25 protein-coding genes are annotated in these 23715 nt (G+C 50.7%); 2 read left to right on the forward strand and 23 right to left on the reverse strand.

Annotation, left to right across the window (positions count from 1 at the left end; genetic code table 11):
- Positions 1-59 precede the first annotated feature (59 nt).
- The 4 genes from rsgA to rlmN are packed head-to-tail and all read right to left on the reverse strand — an operon-like array spanning position 60 to position 4762.
- Entirely contained in the window at positions 60-929 is an 870-nt protein-coding gene (gene rsgA, locus PKH29_06880) for a ribosome small subunit-dependent GTPase A (protein HNX14560.1), read from the reverse strand.
- Positions 926-2926: a Stk1 family PASTA domain-containing Ser/Thr kinase gene (gene pknB, locus PKH29_06885; protein HNX14561.1), complete on the reverse strand. Its 2001-nt coding sequence runs from the start codon at positions 2924-2926 to the stop codon at positions 926-928. Before pknB ends, rsgA begins: the two co-directional genes overlap by 4 nt.
- A 2-nt stretch (positions 2927-2928) precedes the next feature.
- The gene (locus PKH29_06890; GenBank protein HNX14562.1) at positions 2929-3663 is read right to left on the reverse strand and encodes a Stp1/IreP family PP2C-type Ser/Thr phosphatase; all 735 of its coding nucleotides are present in this window, start codon (positions 3661-3663) and stop codon (positions 2929-2931) included.
- Between the two features lie 13 nt (positions 3664-3676).
- Positions 3677-4762: a 23S rRNA (adenine(2503)-C(2))-methyltransferase RlmN gene (gene rlmN, locus PKH29_06895; GenBank protein ID HNX14563.1), complete on the reverse strand. Its 1086-nt coding sequence runs from the start codon at positions 4760-4762 to the stop codon at positions 3677-3679.
- 119 nt (positions 4763-4881) lie between these two features.
- On the opposite strand from rlmN, the gene PKH29_06900 reads away from it, so the two are divergent.
- Both PKH29_06900 and PKH29_06905 read left to right on the forward strand, forming a co-directional pair.
- Positions 4882-5973 carry a DUF362 domain-containing protein gene (locus PKH29_06900; GenBank protein HNX14564.1) on the forward strand — a complete coding sequence of 364 codons (1092 nt, stop codon included), beginning with the start codon at positions 4882-4884 and terminating at the stop codon, positions 5971-5973.
- On the forward strand, positions 5970-6674 hold the full coding sequence (locus PKH29_06905; protein ID HNX14565.1) for an NAD-dependent protein deacylase: 705 nt from the start codon (positions 5970-5972) through the stop codon (positions 6672-6674). The genes PKH29_06900 and PKH29_06905 overlap by 4 nt, the downstream gene beginning before the upstream one ends.
- A 125-nt stretch (positions 6675-6799) precedes the next feature.
- Here PKH29_06905 and asnB read toward each other — a convergent pair whose 3' ends face one another.
- From asnB to PKH29_07000, 19 genes are all read right to left on the reverse strand, one after another.
- Positions 6800-8653, reverse strand: a complete 1854-nt coding sequence (asnB, locus tag PKH29_06910; protein HNX14566.1) for an asparagine synthase (glutamine-hydrolyzing) — start codon at positions 8651-8653, stop codon at positions 6800-6802.
- Between the two features lie 158 nt (positions 8654-8811).
- On the reverse strand, positions 8812-9690 hold the full coding sequence (locus tag PKH29_06915; GenBank protein ID HNX14567.1) for a hypothetical protein: 879 nt from the start codon (positions 9688-9690) through the stop codon (positions 8812-8814).
- Between the two features lie 13 nt (positions 9691-9703).
- On the reverse strand, positions 9704-10573 hold the full coding sequence (locus PKH29_06920; GenBank protein HNX14568.1) for a hypothetical protein: 870 nt from the start codon (positions 10571-10573) through the stop codon (positions 9704-9706).
- A 211-nt stretch (positions 10574-10784) separates the two neighbouring features.
- Positions 10785-11627 carry a hypothetical protein gene (locus PKH29_06925; GenBank protein ID HNX14569.1) on the reverse strand — a complete coding sequence of 281 codons (843 nt, stop codon included), beginning with the start codon at positions 11625-11627 and terminating at the stop codon, positions 10785-10787.
- Positions 11620-12420 carry a hypothetical protein gene (locus PKH29_06930; protein HNX14570.1) on the reverse strand — a complete coding sequence of 267 codons (801 nt, stop codon included), beginning with the start codon at positions 12418-12420 and terminating at the stop codon, positions 11620-11622. The genes PKH29_06925 and PKH29_06930 overlap by 8 nt, the downstream gene beginning before the upstream one ends.
- A gap of 9 nt (positions 12421-12429) precedes the next feature.
- Positions 12430-12774, reverse strand: coding sequence for a hypothetical protein (locus PKH29_06935; GenBank protein HNX14571.1), 345 nt, complete (start codon positions 12772-12774; stop codon positions 12430-12432).
- Positions 12771-13808 (reverse strand): hypothetical protein, encoded by a 1038-nt coding sequence (locus PKH29_06940; protein HNX14572.1) that lies wholly within the window; start codon positions 13806-13808, stop codon positions 12771-12773. Before PKH29_06940 ends, PKH29_06935 begins: the two co-directional genes overlap by 4 nt.
- A gap of 172 nt (positions 13809-13980) precedes the next feature.
- Positions 13981-14271, reverse strand: a complete 291-nt coding sequence (locus PKH29_06945) for a YerC/YecD family TrpR-related protein (protein HNX14573.1) — start codon at positions 14269-14271, stop codon at positions 13981-13983.
- Between the two features lie 142 nt (positions 14272-14413).
- On the reverse strand, positions 14414-15058 hold the full coding sequence (hisIE, locus tag PKH29_06950) for a bifunctional phosphoribosyl-AMP cyclohydrolase/phosphoribosyl-ATP diphosphatase HisIE (protein ID HNX14574.1): 645 nt from the start codon (positions 15056-15058) through the stop codon (positions 14414-14416).
- Positions 15059-15070: 12 nt separating this feature from the next.
- A complete protein-coding gene (gene hisF, locus PKH29_06955; protein ID HNX14575.1) occupies positions 15071-15826 on the reverse strand; it encodes an imidazole glycerol phosphate synthase subunit HisF in 756 nt (251 codons plus the stop codon).
- Positions 15826-16536: a 1-(5-phosphoribosyl)-5-[(5-phosphoribosylamino)methylideneamino]imidazole-4-carboxamide isomerase gene (gene hisA / locus PKH29_06960; GenBank protein HNX14576.1), complete on the reverse strand. Its 711-nt coding sequence runs from the start codon at positions 16534-16536 to the stop codon at positions 15826-15828. The genes hisF and hisA overlap by 1 nt, the downstream gene beginning before the upstream one ends.
- 2 nt (positions 16537-16538) lie before the next feature.
- Complete coding sequence (gene hisH / locus PKH29_06965) at positions 16539-17156, reverse strand: imidazole glycerol phosphate synthase subunit HisH (GenBank protein ID HNX14577.1); 618 nt, start codon at positions 17154-17156, stop codon at positions 16539-16541.
- A 26-nt stretch (positions 17157-17182) separates the two neighbouring features.
- A complete protein-coding gene (hisB, locus tag PKH29_06970) occupies positions 17183-17773 on the reverse strand; it encodes an imidazoleglycerol-phosphate dehydratase HisB (protein ID HNX14578.1) in 591 nt (196 codons plus the stop codon).
- Positions 17774-17791: 18 nt separating this feature from the next.
- Complete coding sequence (gene hisC / locus PKH29_06975) at positions 17792-18838, reverse strand: histidinol-phosphate transaminase (GenBank protein ID HNX14579.1); 1047 nt, start codon at positions 18836-18838, stop codon at positions 17792-17794.
- A 1-nt stretch (position 18839) separates the two neighbouring features.
- On the reverse strand, positions 18840-20129 hold the full coding sequence (gene hisD / locus PKH29_06980) for a histidinol dehydrogenase (protein ID HNX14580.1): 1290 nt from the start codon (positions 20127-20129) through the stop codon (positions 18840-18842).
- Positions 20126-20743, reverse strand: coding sequence for an ATP phosphoribosyltransferase (hisG, locus tag PKH29_06985; GenBank protein ID HNX14581.1), 618 nt, complete (start codon positions 20741-20743; stop codon positions 20126-20128). The genes hisD and hisG overlap by 4 nt, the downstream gene beginning before the upstream one ends.
- Position 20744: 1 nt before the next feature.
- Positions 20745-21797, reverse strand: coding sequence for an ATP phosphoribosyltransferase regulatory subunit (locus tag PKH29_06990; protein ID HNX14582.1), 1053 nt, complete (start codon positions 21795-21797; stop codon positions 20745-20747).
- 228 nt (positions 21798-22025) lie between these two features.
- Complete coding sequence (locus tag PKH29_06995) at positions 22026-22499, reverse strand: hypothetical protein (protein HNX14583.1); 474 nt, start codon at positions 22497-22499, stop codon at positions 22026-22028.
- 125 nt (positions 22500-22624) lie between these two features.
- Positions 22625-23683: a type IV pilus twitching motility protein PilT gene (locus tag PKH29_07000; GenBank protein HNX14584.1), complete on the reverse strand. Its 1059-nt coding sequence runs from the start codon at positions 23681-23683 to the stop codon at positions 22625-22627.
- Between the last annotated feature and the right edge of the window lie 32 nt (positions 23684-23715).

Here is a 23715-nt window from a genome sequence, read left to right on the forward strand (position 1 = left end):
TATCACATCCTTTTAAAATTGTTCAGAGACAACCCTCTGTTCTAGTCAAGACCCTTTTTTTAATACTTTTTAATCGAAGAGACCTCTTCATATAAAAGCTTATAACTCTCATAACGGCTCAAAGCGATTTCACCGTTCTTGACGGCGGCACGTACCGCGCAGCCCGGCTCGTTGATATGGCGGCAGTCGGCAAACCTACAGTCGTCTTTTTTCTTTGCAAACTCCAAAAAACAGTCCGCAAGCTGCCCGAGGCTGATATCCGGCGTCAGGGTCTCAAGATTAACCGAAGAGAATCCGGGCGTGTCGCAGATAAAAACCCCTTTTGAAATTTCGAATAGCTCCGCTTCCCGGGTCGTGTGTTTTCCGCGCCCGAGCGCTTTGCTGATCTCGTCGGTTTTGCGTGCCATCCCGGCGAATGAGTTGAGCAGCGTGGTTTTCCCGACGCCGGAATTGCCGGAGAGCAGATTGATGCCTAAAACCAGCAATTTTTCCAGTTCCCTGGCTTCGCCGCTGTCTTTTCCGCACAAAGAGACGCTGGGATAACCCGCGTTTGAATAGAGTCTGACATATTGCTCGGCGGACGCCAGGTCGTCTTTTGTGATCACTACCGCGCAGGCAATTCCGTTTGCGGCCGCAACGGCGAGCATTTTATCCAGCAGCCCGACGTTGAAGTTCGGTTCTTTAACCGAGGCCACCGCAAGCATCCGGTCGACGTTTGCCACAAACGGACGCAGCATTAAATTTCTTCTCGGAAGCACTTCCGCGAGCACCGGCGCGGCACCTTCGCTGTCAATCAATACCCGGTCTCCCGCGGTAGGCGCAAAATTGTCCTTGCGAAACAATCCGCGCGCTTTGCAATTCACGGTATTTTCGCCGCAAAGCACGCTGTAAAGGCCACCCACGCACTTGAGAACGAGTCCTTCGGTCATTGGCCGGTCCTCGAGTTGGAAGAGAGATACCCGGGCGAAAGGTCTACCGCATAATCAACGCCATACGGCCGGGAATCAAGGGCGTCAAAATCAACTAAAATTTCCCGCAGTAACTGCCCGTTCGCGTTGACTTTAAATAACTGGGTACCTTCGGCGATCTTGACCGCAAAAATGACATTCGTGCTTCCGGGTGAAACAACGATTGAGGCAATCGGCGGCTGATCGGTCTTTTGATAAACCTCAATCAAATAGGCGAAACTGCGCTGCGGCAGATTATTTAACGAAATATCCATGGTCTTTGTATCATCAAAATATAAAGAACCGTCCGAGACAATGAGATCGACAGTTGTCCCGATCGGAACATAACTGCCCAACTCCGGCGTTGTAATCATCACCTGATCTTTCGGCATTGCGCTTACTTCATAAGTGACAATCCCCGGCACAAGACCTTTGTCAATCAATATCTTTCTCACCTCATTAAGTGAGAGCCCCATGATTGACTTCGGGATTTCCACCGCTTTGCTTTGGGAATTGATTGCTACATAAACTGTGACAGTTGCTCCTTTGGCGATTTGTGTACCCACCGGCGGATCGGTTGAGAGCACATATCCCGGTGCTGTGTCAATAGAGAACTGTTCCACGACTCTCGGGAACAACCCAAGCCCTTCAAGTGTACCGGTCACCTGTGTCTTCTCACGTCCCGCGCATTCAGGAATCGAAATTAAATTCGGGCCTTTGCTGACCTTGACCGTGATCGTGCTGCCCTCGATGACCTTTTTGGGAGGTGTCGGGGTCTGTTCGTAGATGACGTCCTGCGGGTATTCATCGTTATATTGGGAGGAATCGTCATAGACGATATTAAATTCAGCATTGTTTTCGTTGGCGATGACTTCATAATAATTCTGCCCGACAAAATTGGGCAAAGCGACTTCGGCGCCCGCCGGCGTCAACAAGGTTGTCTTGAGAAGAACCGCGCTGAACACAAATAATCCGGTCCCGATCATCACCGCGACGGTGATTCCCAAAAGAATCGAAAGCCACCGGCTCTTGATCAAAGGCGCCTTTTTCGGTTTTTCGGAAGCCGCCGTTTTCAGCGCTTCCTGCGACGGCGTTACAACGGGTTTTTGAACCGCCGAGGTATATTTATATGCAAAAATGATTCCCGGATTGCGTTTAATTTCCTCTGTTGCCGCCAGCATCTCTGCTGCCGATTGGTACCGTTCCTCCGAATTTTTGCGCATCGCCCGCGCAATGATCTCTTCAAGTCCGACGGGGATGTCCGCATTCAGTTTGCGCGGTGCCACCGCCGCCGCGTTCATCTGCATCATGGCTACCTGGGCCGGGTTTTCGGAATCGAACGGAAGACGGCCCGTCAGCATCTCATAAAGCAATATACCGACCGCATACAGATCCGCGCGGGCATCGACTTTGTCGCCTCTGGCTTGCTCCGGGCTCATATAGTGCACCGAGCCGATTGTGCGTCCGTTGTCGGCGGTATTCTGCCGCATAAACTGCGCGATTCCGAAATCGGTCACTTTGATCGTGCCGCTTGAAGTCAGCAATATGTTCTGGGGTTTGATATCGCGATGCACAATGCCGTTTTCGTGGGCGTGTACAAGCGCAGACAAAATTTGAGACACAAATAGAATACTGTCTTTCCACGATAGGATCTTCTGCAGCTCAATAAATTCCTTCAGCGTAATACCGTCAACCAGTTCCATCACAATATACTGCAGCCGGTCGCCGAGACAAACGTCGTAGACCTTGACGATATTCGGGTGTGAAAGCACCGAAATCGCCTTGGACTCGGTCTTGAACCGACGGCGGAATTCATCGTTGGCAAGATACTCCTCCTTGAGCAGTTTCACCGCAACCTTGCGGTTCTGTTCAAGATCAAACGCCGAATAGACAACCGCCATTCCGCCGATGCCGATGATCTCGCGCAGTTCATATCTGCCGTCGAGTTTTTTGCCGAGATATCTCTCAAACTGTCCCAAAACTATGCCTCCGATCTCATGATGACCGCCGTGATATTATCGCCGCCGCCGTGTGCATTCGCGCACTCAATCAGCCGCTCGCAGATATTTTCAAAACGGTACTTCAGCATGATCAATGCGATCTCTTCATCTGTGACAAAACCGCTGAGTCCGTCTGTACATAATAAAATCGTGTCCCCGGGTTTCAGTGTAACAAATCGATAATCTTCTTCCACTTGCTCGCTGATGCCGATCGCACGGGTGATGACGTTGCGCTCCGGGTGAATTTTGGCCTGATCTTTGGTAATATACCCGAGTTCCACCATATCCTGTACCAAAGAGTGATCCCGGGTCAGTTGGTTCAAAACGCCGCTGCAAAAAGAATAGATGCGGCTGTCTCCGACTGTTGAGATATGCAGAACCCGTTTGTTCATCACGGCCATCACCATCGTAGTGCCCATTCCGCCATAAACGAGATCGCGGTGCGCCGCCTTCCAGACCGCTGTATTGGCCTTTTTCAACGCCATGTTCATGGCCTTGCGAAGATCGGTGTCACCGGCATTTTTCTTATAATGCCGCGTCAGCTCGTTCATCGCCGCCCCGGATGCCAAACGGCTTGCGCATTCGCCGCCCGCCGCGCCGCCCATGCCGTCGCAGACCACCGCCCACCCGAGCTCCTCGCTGAGCACGGAAAAATCAAAGCAGTCCTCATTTCGAGTACGCTCGCGGCCGACGTCGGTCTTTCCGATGATCTGCATTCGGCTCTTCCTTTCAGCTCTCGCGCTGCCCGTTCCTGCGCAGCTGCCCGCAGGAGGCATCCAGGTCGGCGCCCATCGTGCGCCGAATCGTGACGCTCGCGCCGCTCTGTTCCAGTGTTTTATAAAAATTCTGCACCGTCTGTGCCGGAGGCGGGAAAAATCCGGTGCCCTTGACCGGATTGCAGGCGATCAAATTGATATGGCACAGCTTTTTACGCAATAATACTGCAAGTTCCCGGGCATTCTCAACCGAATCATTGACGCCCCGGATCAATGCGTATTCAAAAACCACACGCCGCCCGGTCATTTGGGTATAATACTCGACAGCCGAGAGCAATTGCACGATGCCGTACTTTTTGTTGATCGGCATAATCTTGCCACGTAACTCGTCGTTCGGCGCGTGCAGCGAAACCGAGAGGGTCAGCCCGAACTTGTATTCGGCGAGTTCCCGAATCTTATCGGCAAGCCCGCAGGTCGAGAGCGACACATGGCGCAAACTCATCTGATAGCCGTCGGGTGCGGACAAGTTTTGTAAAAAGGTCACGACGTTTTCGAAGTTATCGAGCGGTTCTCCGATGCCCATCAAAACGACATTGTCCACCCTGCCGCCGCACTCTTTTCCGGCTTCGGTGACCTGTCCGAGCATCTCCCCCGCAGTCAAACTGCGGCAATATCCCGCCGGAGGCGAGGCACAGAATTTGCACCCCATCCGACAGCCCGCCTGTGTCGAGATGCAGACCGTGCTGCCGTATTTATACTTCATCAGCACTCCCTCGACTTTTTCTCCGCCGCTTACTGTAAAAACAAACTTTTTTGTGCCGTCATCCGATAACAAAACCCGGTCGGTCGTGACTTCGCGCAACATAAAATCCGCTTCCAGCGAATCACGTATCGCCTTCGGGATATTGGTCATATCATCGAATGTTTCAGCGTTGCCGTAGACCCATTTGATGATCTGATCGGCGCGATAGGACGGCAGACCCTTGTCTTTGACCCAATCCCGAATCTCCTGTATCTGAATGCTTGTAAGTCCCGGCCGCACCATTCTTGCCATCCTCTCGCAGGGTTTAAGTTTGAAAATATATTTTTCAAACTTCACACCTTCTCCTTCTATATAATACCCAAATCCCGCCTTCCTGTCAAGATAACGCGATGGGTCGGTTGCTTTGAAGCCGGTTTGGGTTTATAATATATTTAACTTTATTTCGGAGGTACGCAATGGCTTCAACCGTCTATTTTACCGATTTTACAACCCACACCGGCAGCCGCCTGACCAAACTGGCCGAACTCATCAAAGCCGCGGGGTTTTATAACATCAATTTCGAGCGGCAATATGCCGCAATAAAAATTCACTTCGGCGAACCCGGCAATCTGGCCTTTTTGCGCCCGAATTACGCCAAGGTCGTCGCCGACGCGGTCAAAAGCAAAGGCGGAAAGCCCTTTCTGACCGACTGCAACACCATGTATGTGGGCAGGCGCAAAGACGCGGTCAGCCATCTTGACGCGGCTTATGAAAACGGCTACTCTCCGCTCACCACCGGCTGTCAGATCATTATCGGGGACGGCCTCAAGGGCACCGACGACGTGCTGATCCCGATCAACGGCGAGCTGGTCAAAGAAGCGAAGATCGGCCGCGCCGTCGCCGACGCGGACATCATCATCTCGATGAACCATTTCAAGATGCACGAGGAGACCGGCATCGGCGGCGCTTTAAAAAACCTCGGAATGGGCTGCGGCTCACGCGCCGGGAAGACCGAAATGCACTGCGACGGCAAACCCCAAAGCAGCGCAAGATGCCGTGCCTGCGGCATGTGCATCAAAAACTGCGGTCAGGACGCGATTGCCATGGTGGAAAAGAAAGCGCACATCGACCACGAAAAATGCGTCGGCTGCGGCCGCTGCATCGGCATCTGCCCGTTCGACGCCATCCGCACCGCCGATTTCAGCACCAGCAATCTGTTATGTAAAAAAATCTCAGAATACGCGCTTGCCGTTATCAAGAACAAGCCGTCATTTCATATCAATTTCGTCATGGACGTCACCCCCGCCTGCGACTGCCACGCCGGAAACGACTCACCGGTGGTAGCCGACATCGGCATGTTCGCCTCATTCGACCCGACTGCGCTCGATGTGGCCTGCGCCGAAGCCGTCGCCAACGCGCCGGTGCTCTCGGGCAGTCTGCTCGACGGAAAAAAGCTCAAAGGCGACCTGTTCAAGACCATGTACCCGCACACCGATTGGCGCGTCGGCCCCGAGCACGCCGAAAAGATCGGTCTCGGCAGCACCGAATATAAGCTTATCAAAGTATGACGCTTCAACAAATCATCGATCAAAGCAATCATATCGTCTTTTTCGGGGGTGCCGGGGTTTCGACCGAGAGCGGCATCCCCGATTTCCGCAGCAAAGACGGCTTGTATCATCAAAAATACGACTACCCGCCCGAGACGATTTTATCACACTCGTTTTTCATCACGCATACCGAAGAATTTTATCGTTTCTACCGGAAAAAGATGCTCTCTTATTCGCCGAAACCCAACGCCGCGCACCTCAAACTCGCCGAACTCGAGCGCGCCGGAAAGCTGAAAGCCGTTGTCACCCAGAACATCGACGGCCTGCACCAGGCCGCCGGGAGCAAGACCGTTTTTGAGCTGCACGGCTCGATTCACCGTAATTACTGCATGGACTGCGGCAAGTTTTACGACATGTCCTTTGTCCGCGACGAACTAGGCATCCCGAAATGCGCCTGCGGCGGAACCGTCAAACCCGATGTGGTTCTATACGAAGAGGGCCTGGACGACGCCACCGTCGAAGGCGCGGTCGACGCAATTTCCAAGGCCGACACGCTGATCGTCGCGGGCACCAGCTTGACCGTCTATCCGGCGGCAGGTCTGTTGCGTTATTTTCGCGGCGCAAACCTCGTCCTGATCAACCGCGACGAGACCCCGCTCGACAATGCCGCCGATTTGGTGATTCACGCCAATGTCGGAGAAATTATTGCAAAAATAATGTAGGGAACGGTCTTGACCGTTCCGAAACACCGCTTCAGCGGTGTTATACAGCGTTGTAAACATTATTTTCTTATCTCATCTTGGCGGGCTTTTGCCCGCTCGGAACGGTCAAGACCATTCCCTACAATTCATATTAAAATCCTCGGCTGATAAACCCGTAACCACTCATTAAACTGCAATACATACGCAATCAGCTGCGGCGATGCCATCAATTGCCCGAACCACGGCTTGCCGGTCTCGGCGGGCTTTTTTAAAAAGCTCTCAACCTTCTTTTTGTCAATAAACGCATGAATCGGCGAATTCACATCGGACAGCACCACCAGTAGTTTTTCTTTCAATAACCGCTCATAATTCGGATTGTAGGTCTTGGGGTACGGGCTTTTTTTACGCAACAGTAATTGCGGCGGCAGCGCGTCTTTGAACGCGTCGCGCAGCAGCGATTTTTCAATGCCGTTGCGCCGCTTCATCGCCCACGGCACATTGAATAAATAGTCCATAATCCGGTGGTCTGCGAACGGCACGCGCGCCTCCAGCCCCGAGTGCATACTGGCTCGGTCCATCCGGTCGAGCAGCGTCTGCATAAACCATTTGATGTTCAAATAGGTGATCTCCCTGCGCCGCCGTTCCTCGGGCAGTTCCCCCGGTAAAACCGGCACTTTGGCCACCGACGCGCGATAGGTATCGTTAGCGTAATCGGTGAGGTCAAGCTTTTGAATGATACCTTCCTGCAACAGGCACTGCCGAGCCGCGATATTCTTTGACCACGGAAACCCGTCGTTCGCCATCAAATCCTCCCGATAAAACCACGGATACCCCCCGAAAATTTCGTCCGCGCACTCTCCGGTCAAAGCGACCTTGTTATGCTGCTTGACCAACCGGCAAAAATACATCAGCGAAGCGTCAATGTCCGCCATCCCCGGCAGGTCTTTCGAGATCATCGACTCACGGAGCAGATCGGCAAGCGCCTCCTCATTGCACTCCAAATATCGGTGATTGGTCTCGATTTTTGACAGCATGATATCGACATAAGGCCTGTCGCGCTCGGGCTGGAAGGCGTTCGCGGCAAAATATTTGTCATTTCCCGAGAAATCGAACGAATAGGTGTTTAATTTTGCACCCGCCTGCTTTAACGCCTCCACGGCGATTGCGGTCACAATGCTCGAATCGACCCCGCCCGATAAAAAACTGCAAATCGGGACATCGGAGACCATCTGCCGGGTGATTGCGTCGCGTACCAAAAACGAGACGGTCTCGACGGTTTTTTCGTAGCTGTCCGAATGCTCCCTGCAGGTCAAATCCCAGTACTTTTCGCTGTGAAAACCGCTCTCGTTAAACACCGCGCGGCAACCCGGCTCAAGCTCAAAAATCCCCTTGAACACCCCGCAGCCGGGCGTTCTGGCGGGCCCAATGCCGAAGACCTCCCGAAGACCGTCGAGGTTCAGTTCCGGCTTGATATCCGGATGCGCAAACAGCGCCTTCAATTCCGACCCGAAGACGAGCAGCCCGTCTTTGACCGTATAAAATAAAGGCTTGACCCCCGCATGGTCGCGAAAGAGCGCCAGCCGTTTTTCTTCTTCATCCCAAACCGCAAAAGCAAAAATCCCGTTGAGTTTGCCGACACACTCCATGCCGTACTCGATATAAGCGTTCAAAATCACCTCGGTGTCGCAAGTGGTCTCGAACTCATACCCCGCCGTTTTCAGCTCTTCGGTCAACTCGCCTGCGTTATAAATTTCGCCGTTATAGACGATGGAATATTCAAATCCGTCTTTGCTGCGAATCATCGGCTGCGCCCCGCGCGAGAGGTCCCGAATCGAAAGCCGCGTGTGCGCAAGCCCGATGTTTTCGCGCAGATATTCGCCTGTCCGGTCATACCCCCGGTGCGCAATCGACTCCCGCATCTTTTTCAAAATTGTAATATGTTGTTCTCTGTCAAAGAAAAAATTGTTATGATAATTACAAAACCCCGTGATGCCGCACATAAAAATATTCGCTCCCTTTCAAAAAAACAAAGGGCTCTGCCGTAAATAAATTCACAGCGCGAACCCCATTGTCCGTCACGACTTTATTTTATGCAAAAACCCCGCAAAAATGAACACGATCTGTCATTCCAAACCGCTTGTGTTTGCTGTTGTTCTCCTTAACTCTTTTTATGTTTTATCCGACATATCGATCCAATCATTACAATTGCAAAAATTAAAATAGAAAATATTGCAATGAATAAATATATCGTTTTAAACGGGTTTGCCTGAATAAACGAGGGCTCGGCGGGAGGCCATACCTTGGCTTCTTTCGAATCCCGATTCCCGTCATGAGACCATTTTACCGGTTTCAAAGCGGGATTAAAACTCGGTATGTCAGTCTTGTTTTCCGGATCGCTCAGACATACCCAGCCCCAACCATGCGCAATTTTACCCCATTCACGGCCTTCGCTGTCCATATAGGCGTTTTCAATACTGCACATTTTAAGAATATCTTCATCTGTAATGACGACTTTCTCCCTGTCAGAGCCGGGCCATTGCCAAAAAACCAGTTTATCAACCGATAAAAAGTCATAATTCCCAGTATATGTATATATTTGATTTTCAATTTCGAAATCTTTCAATTCATATCTCATTAATAAATCGTCCATCAAAACCCATCCGGGGGGTTGATATATATGGCTGGGCGACATCACGCCCCAGTATTCTCCATTGTAAAGGTATACTGCTTTTATCGTTTTAACTTCACCGTTTTTAAATATAAATACATCGGTATCCGGTGCTTTTTCTCCGAAATGATTACTGTATCCCTTATCTGTCGGTATCCCTTTGCCGGAACCGGGCTCTTCCTTCGGAATAACATATCCTAATGGGCTGTTGATGATAAAACTTTTTCCATGATATTCTTCGCCGATTATCTCGGTCTTGTCCTCGTTTTCATAAAAGAAGTCATTTCCCCCCACTACATCGGCATGCAGCGTAATCGGAAATGCAAAAAAGATTATAACCATAAGAACGCGTATAAAACGTTTCATCATCGTTTCATTCCCCTCATTTATTGTTTTTTATTGTTTTCTTTCTTTTCGCCCGCAACCCCAGTCCGGTTGTCACGCCTGCTGCAATGATAATCACTAAAACCGCTGATGCGACAATAATCGTTTCCAATCCTGATAATGGCTCAGCCGGCGGCCATATTCGGGGCGCTTTCGTCCAGTCGGAACTGCCGTCAGGAGTCCATTTTACCGGCTCCGGCGCGAGATAAAACATCGGTATGTCGCTGTTTTCCGGATCGCTCAGGCAGATCCAGCCCTGTGCATCGTTTGATTTACCCCATTCACGCCCTTCGCTGTCTTTGTAGCCGAAAAGAATATCATCGCATTTGATAATCTCTTCTTTATCTTCAATGATCTTTTTCTCACTGTCGCAACCGGGCCATTGCCAAACAACCAGCTTTTTTGCCGACAAAACCGATTCGGCATTACCGATATAAGCGTAAATACTGTCTTTATTTTCTTCTTCGAAATCTTCGCAGTCATACACTATTAAAAGGTCATCCATTAAAAACCAAAAGCGGGGATAATGCCAATGAGTGGGTGGATAAATACCCCAGTATTTGCCTTCATAAAGAACAACAGCTTTTATTATTATTTGTTTTCCGTTTTGAATAACGAATACATCATATGGTCCACAAAGTATCCCCTTTTTTGAACCGGCATTTTCCTTTGGAACGACATAGCCCCGCGGGCTGTTGATGATAAAACTCTTTCCAATTCCGTCATACCATTTAACGATTTTATCAAGATTATCTTCCTTATTGAAATTAAAATAATCATTCCCCATTACAATATCGGCATGGAAAGTCAATGGTAACGCGGAAACACAAATAACCGCCAGAAGAACGCAGAAAAACCGTTTCATCATCAACATTTCCTCCCGGTTCACTTCTTTTGTTATATAGCAGATGATATTTTAGTGATCTTTCCTGGCTTTTTAATTTTTACCCTGTATAACACTCCTATCGTTATAACTGCAATAACAGAAACAGAAATTATAACAATGACAAAAAGTGTTGAATTGCCCTGCTTCACTTGACCATCTCTTGACGATGCTGCCATTGAGGTTACCGATGATTTTATCTGGCTCGCTGCTGAGGAGATTTTCGAAGAATCAGCGGTTGCTTTCCGTTTCTTGCAACAGCAATTGCCTCAGCCGTGGGTTCGGCTGACGGCCATACAATAGCTTCCTGAGTCCAATCGCGAATCCCGTCATATGACCATTTTATCGGATTCCGGGCAGGATTAAACGATGGTATATTAGTTTTATTTTCCGGATCACTCAAACAAACCCAATATGCCCGAATTTTGCCCCATTCGCGCCCTTCGCTGTCTTTATAAGCAAAGTCAACATCTTCTGCAAAACTTTTAACAGTATATTCATCATCTATTATACATTCTTCCCTGTCAGAACCGGGCCATTTCCATAAAACAAGTTTTTCAATTGAAGATGCATCGAAACTGCTGCTATATTCGTAAATACTATCTTTATTTTCTTTTTCAAAATCCTCATTTTGGTAGATCATCGAAAGATCGTCCATCAAAACCCAGCCGGGGGGCTGATATCCATGATAGGGATACATAAGACCCCAGTATTCCCCATTATAAAGGTAGATTGCATCTATCGCACAATATTTTCCGTTTTCAAATACGAAGATGCCATATTCCCATGTCTCAAAGACCTGTCCGTAAATATTCCATTTATATGCCTTGTTCGATGATATCGCTTTTCCCGAACCGGGTTCATCACTGGGAATCACATAACCGGATGGGCTGTTGATGATAAAATTCCCGCCACGGTCTTCGGTCTTATCTTCGTTTTCATAAAAGAAATCATTTCCAAGCACCATATCGGCATGCAGAGTAAGCGGGAATGCAAAGAAAATAATAACCACAAGAATGCAGATAAACCGTTTAACCATCAACTTCCCCTCCCTGCACAGGTTTATTCGGTTTCCAAAACACCCGAATCAATACCGCTGTCCCGACGACCACTGCCGCCACCAATGTGATAATCAACCAAAGCATCGGATCCCCGGAGGCGTTGATATCGGTATGCTTGGTTTCCGTTACCCACTTCGTCGGCTCAGGTGCCGGATTAAACACGGGAATATCGCGGTTCAGCGGCTCGCTCAGGCAAACCCAAACGTTCCTGCTGCCGGTGAAATTCGTTATAAATCCCCATTCGCGTCCCTGTTCATCCGTATAGTCATAAGTAACGCTGAAATGCTCCGTATCGATATCTTCAATCGTCCACAGCGGAGCGTCAGCACCCGGCCACGGCCACGCAATGGCAGATCGATTCTCTTTTATTTTTTCGTAATCGCCTTTATAGAGATATAATTCGTCAAAGTGTTCTTCTTCGAAGGCAACATAATCATAAAGCACCAAAAGCTGATCGGTTTGAATCCAACCCCGAAGCACCAAGGAGTAACCCCAGTAATCGCCGTTATAAAGGCATGAATACTGAATATATGTTTTTTCCCCGTTTTGAAGTCTGCCTGTTTCCTCCTTTGAACCCGGCGCTTTTTTCACAGACGCAAACCCGTCTTTCCCGTTTGCGATAAAGCTGCGGTCCAAATAGACAATTTCACTTTTATGTTGTTCATAAAACTCGTTTTCCGGTTCAATGATCACATCCGCGCTCAAAGCAAGAGAAGGGAGCAACAGAAAACAGATTGAAGCGAAAATGAAAGATCGTTTTAACGTTTTCATGAAATCCTCCTAAATCAACCATTCAATCAACAGTCCCGCCCCGAACGAAAAAGCGTTGGCGGCAAGGGAGAAAAGATACGGATGTTTAAAATTTAGCCCGTATTTTCGATAATAGAACCCTTCGGTCAATACGGCAAATACTTCCAATGGAACGATTATAACAGAATTTACCTCCCAGCGCAATACCGTCAGCCAATAGAGCAGCACAACCAAGGGGTTGGTGAGGATGTTGACCAACACTTCGAGCAGCAAATCTTTTTTATCCCGTTTACCTGTCAGCAGGAAAAAGCCCGTTTCAAAAACAAGGGTCAACGCAAGAGAAATCCCCAACGAAGCCAACAGCGCCTGACTCACAGCTTTGCCCTCTTCAGTCCTGCCCAGAGAAGAACAAGGGAAAGCGCTGCAAGCAGCGCAAACAACCATGCTGTGCTTTGCGGCACTATAACCCCGAGATAAACCGGCAGAAATCCGAGAAACAGCGCAAACGTCAGCAGGCCGAAAGCGAATCCTTTTGCGCCGGGCATGATCTTCGCCATTGCCCAAAGCGTGATCGGCATGGTCATATTAAATAACAACACCGCCGAAACACCCGCAACCGGAATATTCGGAAACAGAAAAAGCAAAGCAGCCAATCCCAGCGAGGTGATTACAACTTGTTTTAATCCAAAGCGGTCAGCCGCGAACCCGCCGGCGGTCTTGCCGAATACCACGGCAAAAATCAATACCAATCCCCAACTGCCGATTGTTTTCCACGAAAAATCCATTGCCAATCCCGCAAAGGAGCGCAGACAGACGACCGAAAATAAGCAAATCCCCGCAGTAAGAATATGTGCGGAACTTGTGCCTCCCAACGAAAAAGCGGCGTTCTTCGGATAGGTTCCTCTTTGGGCCCGATATACCGCAAAAATCAATGCCGCTGTCACCGCCATCGCAACCGGATAAAAAATTGCGGAAAAGCCGCTTCCGGTGCCCAATATTTTTCCGAAATAAATACCGAAAGCGCCCGGCGAAACAAATACGCCAAGCGCCCCCATTTTCTTTTCACTGATATTCAAAACATCGATACCGCCGCCGATATGAAACAGTGCGTTGCCCATTCCGAGGATAACCGTTGCTAAAATCGGAAACTGTACCGGTAAAAATGCGAACGCGACAAGGATGCAGCCGATGATCGCGAATAAATAATTCCGGTTCACTTTATCCGCGATGATTCCCAACGGCATCTGCATGGCGAAGGCGCAAAAATTATATAGCAGCACGCAGAGCAAACCGTCCGGCGTCCCCTCAATACTGCGAAACATAAAAAAGGCGCAGGCGAAATCCACTAAAAAGTGGGCTGCGGAATAGACGGCGACCATATGCCAAGGTCTATGCGTATATGTAATCATTTTGCCCTCCGATAATAAGTTTGTTTCAATAATCAGCGCTTCGTTATTATTAAATCGACAAACTCATTCCATATTGACAAAATTATACCATTTATTTCCCTTTTTTACAATCCCCTAAGCTGTCATCATGAGCGCAGCCGAAAGATCTCGAACTGATAACAGCCTCCGAAAATCAATCTTTCTTTGTCCGCTCCAACGCCAGCACATACCCGCCCGCACCGTATTTGAGACAGGTATTGACCCGGCTGATGGTCGCTGTCGAAAGCCCGGTCTCGGAAATGATCTCGGTATATGATTTTTTATCGGACAGCTTTTTCGCCACCGCAAAACGGCGCGAAAACTCCTTGATCTCGGCGGCGGTGCACAAATCCTCGAAAAAGTTATAGCACTCGTCGACGGTTTTTAATGTTAAAACAGCTTCAAATAAAAAATCGGTATCGGGTGCTTTGAGATTTTTATTCATAATAACACCTCATTATAAGTTTATTGAAGGGACAGAAAATCGCTTCCGGACAATGGCGTTCGTTCAATCAACATTTATACCGAAGCGGTTTTTCCGAGGCCTTTCATCGATAAGGCCTTGAGGGATTTGCTTTAGCAAGCCCTTACCCCCCTTGTTTGATTTTATGATCTACAACACTGCGCGAAGCCAACTCGGCGGAAACGTCCGACGGCGTGATGCCCATCTCGGCCATCAGCACCAGCGTATGGTAACATAAATCCGCGATTTCGCAGACCGCTTCTTTTTTATCGCTCTTCATCGCGGCTACAACGACCTCGGTGCTCTCTTCGCCGACCTTTTTTAAAATCTTCTCTTTGCCCTTTTGAAACAGATAAGTCGTATAGCTGCCCTCGGGCAATTTTTCTTTGCGGTCGCAGAGCAGCCCGTACAGCGCATCGAGCGAAAACGCATTTTTCTCCGCGCCCGCATCCTCATAAACCGTCTCGTAAAAACAACTTTCCTTGCCCGTGTGGCAGGCGGGGCCATCCTTGATGACCTCGACGTTCAGCGCATCGCCGTCGCAGTCGGCCGTGATACGGACAACATGCTGAAAATTGCCGCTGGTCTCACCCTTTCGCCAGAGTTTTTGGCGGTTGCGCGAAAAAAAGCAGGTCTTCTTTTCTGCCAGCGTGATCTCAAGAGCTTCCCGGTTCATATAGGCGACCGTCAGTACTTTGCGGCTGTAGAAATCCTGCACCACCGCGGGGATCAGCCCGTTTGAATCAAATTTCAATTGATCGATATTCATGTCTTCACTCCCTTATATCCGTACCGGAATGCCGTTTTGCGATAAATACTTTTTCAAATCCGAAATTTCGAGCTCGCCGTAGTGGAAGATGCTTGCGGCAAGCCCCGCGTCGACGTCGGTCTCACGAAACAGCGTTAAAAAGTCCTCTTTTTTACCCGCGCCGCCCGAGGCAATCACCGGGATTTTGACCCGTTTGCAGACCTCGTTCAGCAGTTCGATGTCAAAGCCCTTTTTCACGCCGTCGGTATCGATGCTGTTGATGACCAACTCGCCCGCACCGCTCGCCTCGCCTTTCACCGCCCATTCGAGCGCATCGATACCGGTGTCGGTTTTTCCGGCGGCGGTAAACACATGAAATTTCCCGCCCGCGCGCGCCACATCCATCGAGAGCACTACGCACTGGTTGCCGTACTTTTTGGCCGCCTGCTCAATTAACGGCGGGTCTTTGATCGCGCCGGTATTGACGCTGACTTTATCCGCGCCGCATTTTAATACCCGGTCAAAGTCGTCTACCCCCCGGATTGCGCCGCCGACCGTCAGCGGAATAAAAATCTGCCGTGCCGCCTTGGTCAGCGCGTCTGCGAACAGCGGTCGCCCCGACACGCTGGCGGCGATGTCGTAAAACACCAGTTCATCCGCGCCGCTGTCGTTATAGCGTTTGGCGAGCGCCACGGGGTCATCCACGTCGCGCAAACCCGAAAAATTCGTTCCCTTGACCACTCTGCCGTCCCGGACGTCGAGACAGGGTATAATCCTCCTCGTCAACATTACTCTCCTCCTAACAACAGGGCTTCTCTCAAGTCCACCGCCCCGGTATAAAGCGCCTTGCCGACGATTGCACCGCCGACGCCGGTCTGTTTTAAAATTTTCAAATCCTCAAGGCCGCTCACGCCGCCCGAGGCGATGATCTCCGTTTTCAACTGCACCAACTGTCGGTACATCTCCTGATTCGGCCCCTCCAGCATCCCGTCCTTGGCAATGTCGGTGCAAATCAACGCTCCTACGCCCATATCGGCGAGTTTTCGGCAAAATTCAAATGCGTCCCCGTCGGCTTTCGTCCAGCCGTCGGTAGCCGTCTGCCCGTTTTTAAAATCTACGCCGACCGCAATTTTCGTCCCATACTTCGAAAGTGCCTCCGCTAAAAACGCGGGGTTCCTGACCGCCGCCGTACCGATGATCACCCGCATGGCTCCGGCGTTCAAGTAGGCACTGACGGCTTCCATATCCCGAATGCCCCCGCCGATCTCAACCGACAGTTTTGTGCTTTTTAATATTTGTTCAATCACCGCGAAATTTTCACGCGAGCCGCTTTTTGCTCCATCCAGATCGACGACATGCAAATAACTTGCCCCCGCCGCCTCGAATTCCAACGCGGTTTTCACGGGATCCTCGCCGTAGACGGTCATCTTTGCATAATCCCCGCGCACGAGCCGAACCACCTTTTGCCCGGAGAGGTCAATTGCCGGAAATATCTTCATGCTCAAATTTGTACCTCGCAAAACGCCTTTAGAATTCTCAAACCGACTTCGCCGCTTTTTTCGGGGTGGAACTGGCAGCCGAAAATGTTGCCGCGCGAGACGACCGCAGGCACCGCCACGCCGTATTTGGCGGTCGCTGTGATATCTTTTTCGCACTCGTCGGCGTAATAAGAATGCACGAAATAGACAAAATCGCCGTCTTTGGTATAGCTCATCAGCGGGTCATCCGATCTTCGAAAATCAAGCGAATTCCACCCGATCTGCGGGATTTTGAGCGAAAACCCGGGTACGCCCGCAAACGGTTTGACACTGCCCCCGAGCAGCCCCAACCCCTCATGCACCCCGTATTCATAACTGCGGGCAAATAACAACTGCATCCCGAGACAAATACCGAGCAGCGGTTTTCCCGCCAGCGCCTGCTCTTTGATCACCGCGCCGAGTCCGCTCTTTAAAAGTTTTTGCGCCGCGTCTCCGAACGCCCCGACCCCGGGCAAAATAATCCGCTTTGCCGCTCTGATTTCATCGGCGTCTCCGGTGACCTTGCAGGGCTCGCCGACCGCTTCAAAGCCCGCCGCGAGCCCGAACAGATTTCCGACGCCGTAATCGACAATCGCCGTCATGTGATAAACCGTCCTTTAACAGAGATTTATATAATCGTGCCTTTGGAAGAAGGAATTTGATCTTTTTTGGCCGGATCGATTTTGACCGCAATCGCCATCGCCCGCGCAAACGCTTTGAACGCGGCTTCGGCGATGTGGTGGCTGTTTTCGCCACAAAATTGGCGCAAATGCACCGCTGCTTTGAGTTCCCGGGTCAGCGCCGTGAAAAATTCTTTAATCAACTCTGTGTCAAAGTCGCCGATCTTTTGAGAAGGAATCTCAAGCGCATACCCGAGCGTTGCCCGCCCGCAGATGTCGACCGCCGCAAGCACCAGCGCTTCATCCATCGGAAGAAACACACTGCCGTAACGCGTGATGCCCGCCCGGTCGCCGAGCGCGGTGTCCAGCGCCTTGCCCAAGCAGATGCCGATATCCTCCGCCGAGTGGTGAAAATCGACCTCGATATCGCCCTTGCAAGAAAGCTGTAAATCAAACCCCGAGTGGCATGCAAACAGCGTCAGCATGTGGTTTAAAAACCCGATGCCGGTATCGATGACCGCTTTGCCCGTACCCTCCAAACAGAGGGTCAGCGCAATGTCGGTCTCGTTGGTCTTGCGTGAAATCTGCGCGCTTCTCATGGCTATCACCCTTTCTGATTAATTTATGATCTTTCGCATCGTCTCTGAAAACTTCGCCGTTTGCATTTCGTCGCCGACGGTAATTCGCAAATAATCCACGATGCGCGGCTTGTCGAATCGCCGCACCAAAATCCCGTTTTTGCGCAAAGCGTCAAAGCACTCTTTTCCGCTCATAACCGCCGGTTTGGCAAACACGAAATTCGCCTTGCTGTCCAATACCGTGAAGCCCAGTGTCCGCAGTCCGTCGGTCAGCGTTTCGCGGTTTTGAATGATCTTCGCGCGGCACTCCTCAAAATAATTGACGTCATTGACGGCCTCGATGCCAGCGATCATCGACAGCGAATTGATGTTATAGGGGTTAAAACTGTATTTGAGCGTGTTCAGATCGGCGATCAATTCTTTGCTGCCGACCGCGTAACCGATGCGCCCGCCCGCCAGCGACCGCGATTTTGAAAAGGTCTTCACAACCAATAAATTTTCATATTCGCCGAGTAAAGCTACCGCGCTCTCCGTCCCGAAATCGACGTACGCCTCGTCGACCACGGTCAAGCGACCCGCCTTCATTAATTGCCGGATGCCGTCAAGCGATAACGCCATAGCGGTCGGCGCGTTCGGATTCGCGATCACCACCGTTTCGATTAAATCCGCGTAATCCGCCGGATCAAGCGAAAAATCGGCTTTCAAGGGAATCACTTTATCGGCAACCCCGAACATTTGGCAAAGCACCGGATAAAGCCCGTAAGTGATGTCGGCAAACGCCGCGCCTTTTTCGCAAAAGCCGTGAAAAATAAACGACAAAACCTCGTCGCTGCCGTTCCCGACAAACACGTTTTCGGGCGCAACTTGCTCAAATTTCGCAATCGCCTCGACCAGTTTCCGACAAGTCGGGTCGCTGTAAAGCCGAAGCCGCGACACCGCAGCCGCATTCACCACCGCGATCACCTTGGGCGACGGCGGAAACGGGCTCTCGTTGGTGTTCAACTTCATCAATCGGTCCATATCCGCCGGCTGTTCGCCCGGCACATACGGCACAAGGTTTCTTAATTTTGAATCTATATACCTCATATTAATTTTCCTCAAACCTTGCAAGAACGCTCTCGGCATGCGCGTCAAGCCCCTCGGCACGCGCAAAATTCACAATCTTTTCGGAAACACCCGAGAGCGAATTCGCGTCGTAGCGAATATAGCTGCTCTTTTTCACAAAATCGTCGACCGACAGCGGGCTTGAAAACCGCGCAGTGCCCATCGTAGGGAGCGTGTGATTAGTTCCGGCCAGGTAATCGCCGAGCGCCTCTGGGGTATAGTTACCCAAAAAGATGCTGCCCGCGTTTTTGACTTTGCTTAGCGCCGCGTCGGGGTCTTTTACGCACAGTTCCAGATGTTCCGGAGCCAACGAATCGGAAATTTTGAGCGCTTCGTCGAGCCCCGCGATAATGATCATGCCGTTGTTTTCGAGCGACACCGAGGCGATTTCGCTTCTCGGCAGCGTCTCAAGGCGCGTTTCAAGTCGCTTGACTACTTCCTGCCCAAACGCTTCGGTCTCGCAAATCAACACCGCAGAGGCGTTTTTGTCGTGTTCGGCCTGCGAGAGCATGTCCGCCGCGATAAAGTCGGGATTCGCGCTCCCGTCGGTGATAATCAAAATCTCGCTCGGCCCCGCCAGCATATCGAGCCCGACCATCCCGAACACCCGCCGCTTGGCCTCGGTGACATAGGCGTTGCCCGGCCCGACGATCTTGTCAACTTTGGGCACGCTCTGCGTCCCGTACGCCATCGCCGCAATCGCCTGCGCGCCGCCGAGCGCAAAAACCCGGTCAACCCCGGCGATTTTGGCCGCCGCCAATGTCGCCGCAGGGATTTTGCCGTCTTTGCCCGGAGGCGTCGTCATGATGATCTCTTTGACGCCCGCGATTTTTGCCGGAATCACATCCATCAAAACGGTCGAGGGATAGCGCGCCGTGCCGCCCGGAATATAGACGCCTGCTTTTTCAATCGGTGTAAACCGCTGGCCCAGCACCGCACCGTCGGGTCGCTTGAATTCAAACCCTTCGCGTTTTTGTTTGGCATGGAACTCTTTGATATTCTTCGCCGCCGTCTTCAAAGCCGCCAGCAAAGCGCCGTCAATTCCTTTTTCGGCTTTATCAAGCTCTGCTTTATCCACTTCGATTTCGGCAAGTTTCACGCCGTCGAACTTTTCTGTAAACCTCAAAAGGGCGCTGTCACCCTCCGCAACCACGGCTTTGATAATTCCTTCAACCGCTTCGCAGACCTGCTTCGGGGTCTCGGAAACACTGCGGCAAAAGATATTTTTATTATCAAGGTTTTTTATATCAACGATTTTACAATTTATTTTCATTTCAATTTCTCCATTCTGTCCCGAATCCCGTCGATCATTTCCCGCTTGAACTGATAAGCGCTCTTGTTCGCAATCAACCGTGCGCTCGAATGCACGATGGTCTCGAGCACCGAGAGGTTGTTTTCTTTCAAGGTCGTGCCGGTCTCAACAATGTCCGAAATCACGTCGCTGAGCCCGGTCACGGGGGCAAGTTCGATGCTGCCGTTTAACTTGATCAACTCAATGCGCCGATTTTGTCCGGCATAATGCCGCGCGGTCACATGAGGATATTTGGTCGCGACTCGAAGCGGCACCGAGGGATCCTCGACAAAGCCGTTTTTCGCCGCGATCACAATGCGGCATTTTCCGATACCGAGATCACACAGCTCATAGACATCCGGCTCGGTTTCGAGTAAAACATCCTTGCCGACCACGCCGATGTCCGCCGCGCCGTGCACCACATAAACCGCCACATCGGACGGTTTGACGAGCAAATAGCGGACCCCCGCCCCGGCGTTTTCAAACACCAACCGGCGGTCGGAGCCGTCCATCCCGGGGCAGCTGAGCCCGAGCTTTTGAAATTTATCATAAACCTGGTCGCCTAAGCGGCCTTTGGGAAGCGCAATATTCAGCATTTTACAGATCTCCCATTACGATGGTTTTCTTGGCGCGCACACCGGCGCTTTGGTCTTTTTCCGCACGTACGGAAAATCCGTGCGCCCGCATTTCCTCGGCCTTTTGCAACACTTCGCAGGGATCGCAGTTGCCGTAGACCAGTAAAATATCCGTATCGAATTCCTGCGGCTCGTAAAACACCCGTTCCAGTTCGCCCAAATAGATCGCGAATCCAATCGCGTTCTGCGGCTTGTCAAACCGCCGCATCAAGCCATCGTAACGTCCGCCCGCGAGCACCGCCGAAGCCGCTTTCGAGATATACCCCCGCATGACAATGCCGTTATAATAATCCGGCGAATTGACCGTCGAAAAGTCGATGCGAATCCATTTTTCCAGCCCCGCCGCGCAGAGCAGTGCCGCAAGCGCTTTCAATTCATCAAACGCAGCTTGAGTGCGCTCGTTTTTAACAAGTCCCTTTAAAAATGTAAGGTCTTTGGTCGGTTTTTCGCAGAGGGTGCAGAGTGTCTGCGCAAGTTCTTCATCACCGCAAATCACAGCCAGTGCCGCGCGGTTTTTCCCGGCCAAAGCGGCTAACAATTCTTCGTTTAAATTTGAATCCCCGAAAATCCCGGCCAGAAAGCCCATATGCCCGATGTTTAAAAGATAGTTTTCGTCGAGCAGTGCCAGCGATCTCGCGGCCAAAATCACCACTTCGGCCTCGGAAAAAGCATCGTCGGCCCCGATGTATTCAAGTCCCGTCTGCCCGATCTCGCGCACCTCGCCGTCGCTCTTTTTCATCCGAAACACATTTTCGTCGTAAAACAGCTTGACGCGCACGGCTTCGGGCGCGACGTTTTTGATGATGCTCAAAGTCACGTCGGGTTTTAAGGCCATCAATCGCCCGCCCGCTCCGGTGAACGTGATAATCCGTTCCCCCGTCAGAAAACTCTTGTTTTCGCGGTAGGTGTCGTAGGTCTCGAATTTGTCCATTCGATATTTTTGATAGCCGCAGCGCTCATACAAAGCGCGCAGCTGAAGCGGAATTCGGTCAAACAACGGCAGTTTTTCGGTCATCGGGATCCCCTCTCAAGGTTTATAACCCCATTATACACCGCTTTATCGCTTTTGTAAACTAAAGCGGTAAAGTATTTTTAAATTATTCGGCATCGCTCCTTTGATTTAAATGTATGATTCATCAATTGAATAAGAAATGAAGTTGCAAGAAAACCGGTATTTTTTATCAGCAAACATAATTAAGAAAGGCAGGGCTTATGCCCTGCCTTATTTAAAACTTTGTGAAAATTACGCCATCATCGGCTGTGTTTTTACGGAATCATTCATTATATAACGATTCGCGGGACTTCTCTCGAATTCCGCTACCAGCGCCTTTAAAAACATCAGGCAGCTTTCGAATCTGATCGCTTTACCGTCTTCGGTTTCGGCGACGCCCTGCCAGGACGCATTTTGACGGGAATTAATGCGAACGACCAAGGTCATCAATTCGCCTTTTTTTTGTTCGGGAAGAATCGGAATCACCTTTTCGGTATAGTTGGGTTTTGTAAACTTCTGATTTTCTTCAAGGAAACTGCGCAGCCGCTGGAACGCGCAGGGATAACCGATGGTGTCCAGCATTTCTTCCATCTGGAGCAGCATGCTGCCGACATCCGTAAAATTCCAGGGACTCGGAAGAATCGGGCACAACAGCCGCCCGCTTAAAATGCCGTTTATTGATTTGTCAATACACACCGTGATGCCCGTGTTATTATAATTATACATGTCTGTCTCCAGCATCAGCATGAATTGAAACGGGCGAAACAATATCTCGCTCTTTTCGTTTTCATTATACTAAATATCGGTTGCATCTCGGTTACATTTTCGAATTTCAGCGTCAAAACTTCGACTTATTTTTGTAATTTTCGCATGACTTGTTCAGGATTAATACTAAATATCTCGGCGTTTTGCACAGAAATTTTTCCCTTTTCAACCAATTCGCAGATTGAAGCGTCCATGGTGATCATACCCTCGCTCCGGCCGGCATAAATCACACTGTCGATCTGGTGTGTCTTTCCCTCGCGAATCATCGTGCGGATGGCGCTGTTGACAACCATAATCTCAAACGCGGGGGCTACGCCGCTGCCCACTTTCGGGATCAGCTGCTGTGAAACCACACCTTGCAAAATCATTGAAAGCTGAATACGGACCTGTGCCTGCTGAGACGACTGAAATACATCAACGATGCGGTCAATCGTATTTGCAGCCCCGGTCGTATGCAGCGTAGAAATCACCAGATGCCCGGTCTCGGCTGCGGTAAGAGCCGCCCGGATGGTCTCGTAATCGCGCATTTCGCCGAGCAGAATTACGTTGGGTGCCTGGCGCATCGCAGCCCGAAGCGCAGTATCGTAACTGAGTGTATCCACGCTCAGCTCACGCTGGGTCACGATGCTTTTATTATGCCTGTGCAGATATTCAATCGGGTCTTCAATTGTGATGATATGCGCGCTGCGGGTCTTATTGATATGGTCGACCATGCACGCCAGAGTCGTCGACTTTCCGCTTCCCGCCGGGCCCGTCACGAGCACAAGACCCTTTTTCCGGTCGGCAAGCCCGATGACGGCATCGGGAATGCCCAGCGACAATCGGTCGGGCAGTTCAAAGCTCAGCGCTCTGACCACCGCCGAATATGAGCCGCGCTGCCGGAAGGCGTTGACGCGAAACCGTGACAGCTGCGCCACCGAAAAGGAGAAGTCGTCGTCTCCCTGCTCGGCAAGTATCTTGAACATGCGGTTTGCAAGTCCGTAAATCTGACGGACGAGCGCTTCGGTCTGTTCGGGCGTAAGCCGCTTGTCGTTCAGACGCACGATTACCTCATCAATTTTTAACGAGACCGGAAGACCGGTGATCAACAAGACATCCGACGCCTTTTTATCTACCGCCATCCGAAGAATTTCACTCAATTCCATTATCTATTCATCCTTTCAGAGACTTGCTTTTT

Source organism: Oscillospiraceae bacterium (assembly GCA_035353335.1).
In the GTDB taxonomy this organism is placed as follows: domain Bacteria; phylum Bacillota; class Clostridia; order Oscillospirales; family JAKOTC01; genus DAOPZJ01.

Excerpts from the sequence above, each read along its gene's own strand:
- rsgA (HNX14560.1), bottom strand. The coding sequence starts at position 929 with ATGACCGAAGGACTCGTTCTCAAGTGCGTGGGTGGCCTTTACAGCGTG.
- PKH29_06890 (HNX14562.1), bottom strand. The coding sequence starts at position 3,663 with ATGCAGATCATCGGAAAGACCGACGTCGGCCGCGAGCGTACTCGAAAT.
- PKH29_06900 (HNX14564.1), top strand. The coding sequence starts at position 4,882 with ATGGCTTCAACCGTCTATTTTACCGATTTTACAACCCACACCGGCAGC.
- PKH29_06905 (HNX14565.1), top strand. The coding sequence starts at position 5,970 with ATGACGCTTCAACAAATCATCGATCAAAGCAATCATATCGTCTTTTTC.
- asnB (HNX14566.1), bottom strand. The coding sequence starts at position 8,653 with ATGTGCGGCATCACGGGGTTTTGTAATTATCATAACAATTTTTTCTTT.
- PKH29_06915 (HNX14567.1), bottom strand. The coding sequence starts at position 9,690 with ATGATGAAACGTTTTATACGCGTTCTTATGGTTATAATCTTTTTTGCA.
- PKH29_06920 (HNX14568.1), bottom strand. The coding sequence starts at position 10,573 with ATGATGAAACGGTTTTTCTGCGTTCTTCTGGCGGTTATTTGTGTTTCC.
- PKH29_06925 (HNX14569.1), bottom strand. The coding sequence starts at position 11,627 with ATGGTTAAACGGTTTATCTGCATTCTTGTGGTTATTATTTTCTTTGCA.
- PKH29_06930 (HNX14570.1), bottom strand. The coding sequence starts at position 12,420 with ATGAAAACGTTAAAACGATCTTTCATTTTCGCTTCAATCTGTTTTCTG.
- PKH29_06940 (HNX14572.1), bottom strand. The coding sequence starts at position 13,808 with ATGATTACATATACGCATAGACCTTGGCATATGGTCGCCGTCTATTCC.
- PKH29_06945 (HNX14573.1), bottom strand. The coding sequence starts at position 14,271 with ATGAATAAAAATCTCAAAGCACCCGATACCGATTTTTTATTTGAAGCT.
- hisIE (HNX14574.1), bottom strand. The coding sequence starts at position 15,058 with ATGAATATCGATCAATTGAAATTTGATTCAAACGGGCTGATCCCCGCG.
- hisF (HNX14575.1), bottom strand. The coding sequence starts at position 15,826 with ATGTTGACGAGGAGGATTATACCCTGTCTCGACGTCCGGGACGGCAGA.
- hisA (HNX14576.1), bottom strand. The coding sequence starts at position 16,536 with ATGAAGATATTTCCGGCAATTGACCTCTCCGGGCAAAAGGTGGTTCGG.
- hisH (HNX14577.1), bottom strand. The coding sequence starts at position 17,156 with ATGACGGCGATTGTCGATTACGGCGTCGGAAATCTGTTCGGGCTCGCG.
- hisB (HNX14578.1), bottom strand. The coding sequence starts at position 17,773 with ATGAGAAGCGCGCAGATTTCACGCAAGACCAACGAGACCGACATTGCG.
- hisC (HNX14579.1), bottom strand. The coding sequence starts at position 18,838 with ATGAGGTATATAGATTCAAAATTAAGAAACCTTGTGCCGTATGTGCCG.
- hisD (HNX14580.1), bottom strand. The coding sequence starts at position 20,129 with ATGAAAATAAATTGTAAAATCGTTGATATAAAAAACCTTGATAATAAA.
- hisG (HNX14581.1), bottom strand. The coding sequence starts at position 20,743 with ATGCTGAATATTGCGCTTCCCAAAGGCCGCTTAGGCGACCAGGTTTAT.
- PKH29_06990 (HNX14582.1), bottom strand. The coding sequence starts at position 21,797 with ATGACCGAAAAACTGCCGTTGTTTGACCGAATTCCGCTTCAGCTGCGC.
- PKH29_06995 (HNX14583.1), bottom strand. The coding sequence starts at position 22,499 with ATGTATAATTATAATAACACGGGCATCACGGTGTGTATTGACAAATCA.
- PKH29_07000 (HNX14584.1), bottom strand. The coding sequence starts at position 23,683 with ATGGAATTGAGTGAAATTCTTCGGATGGCGGTAGATAAAAAGGCGTCG.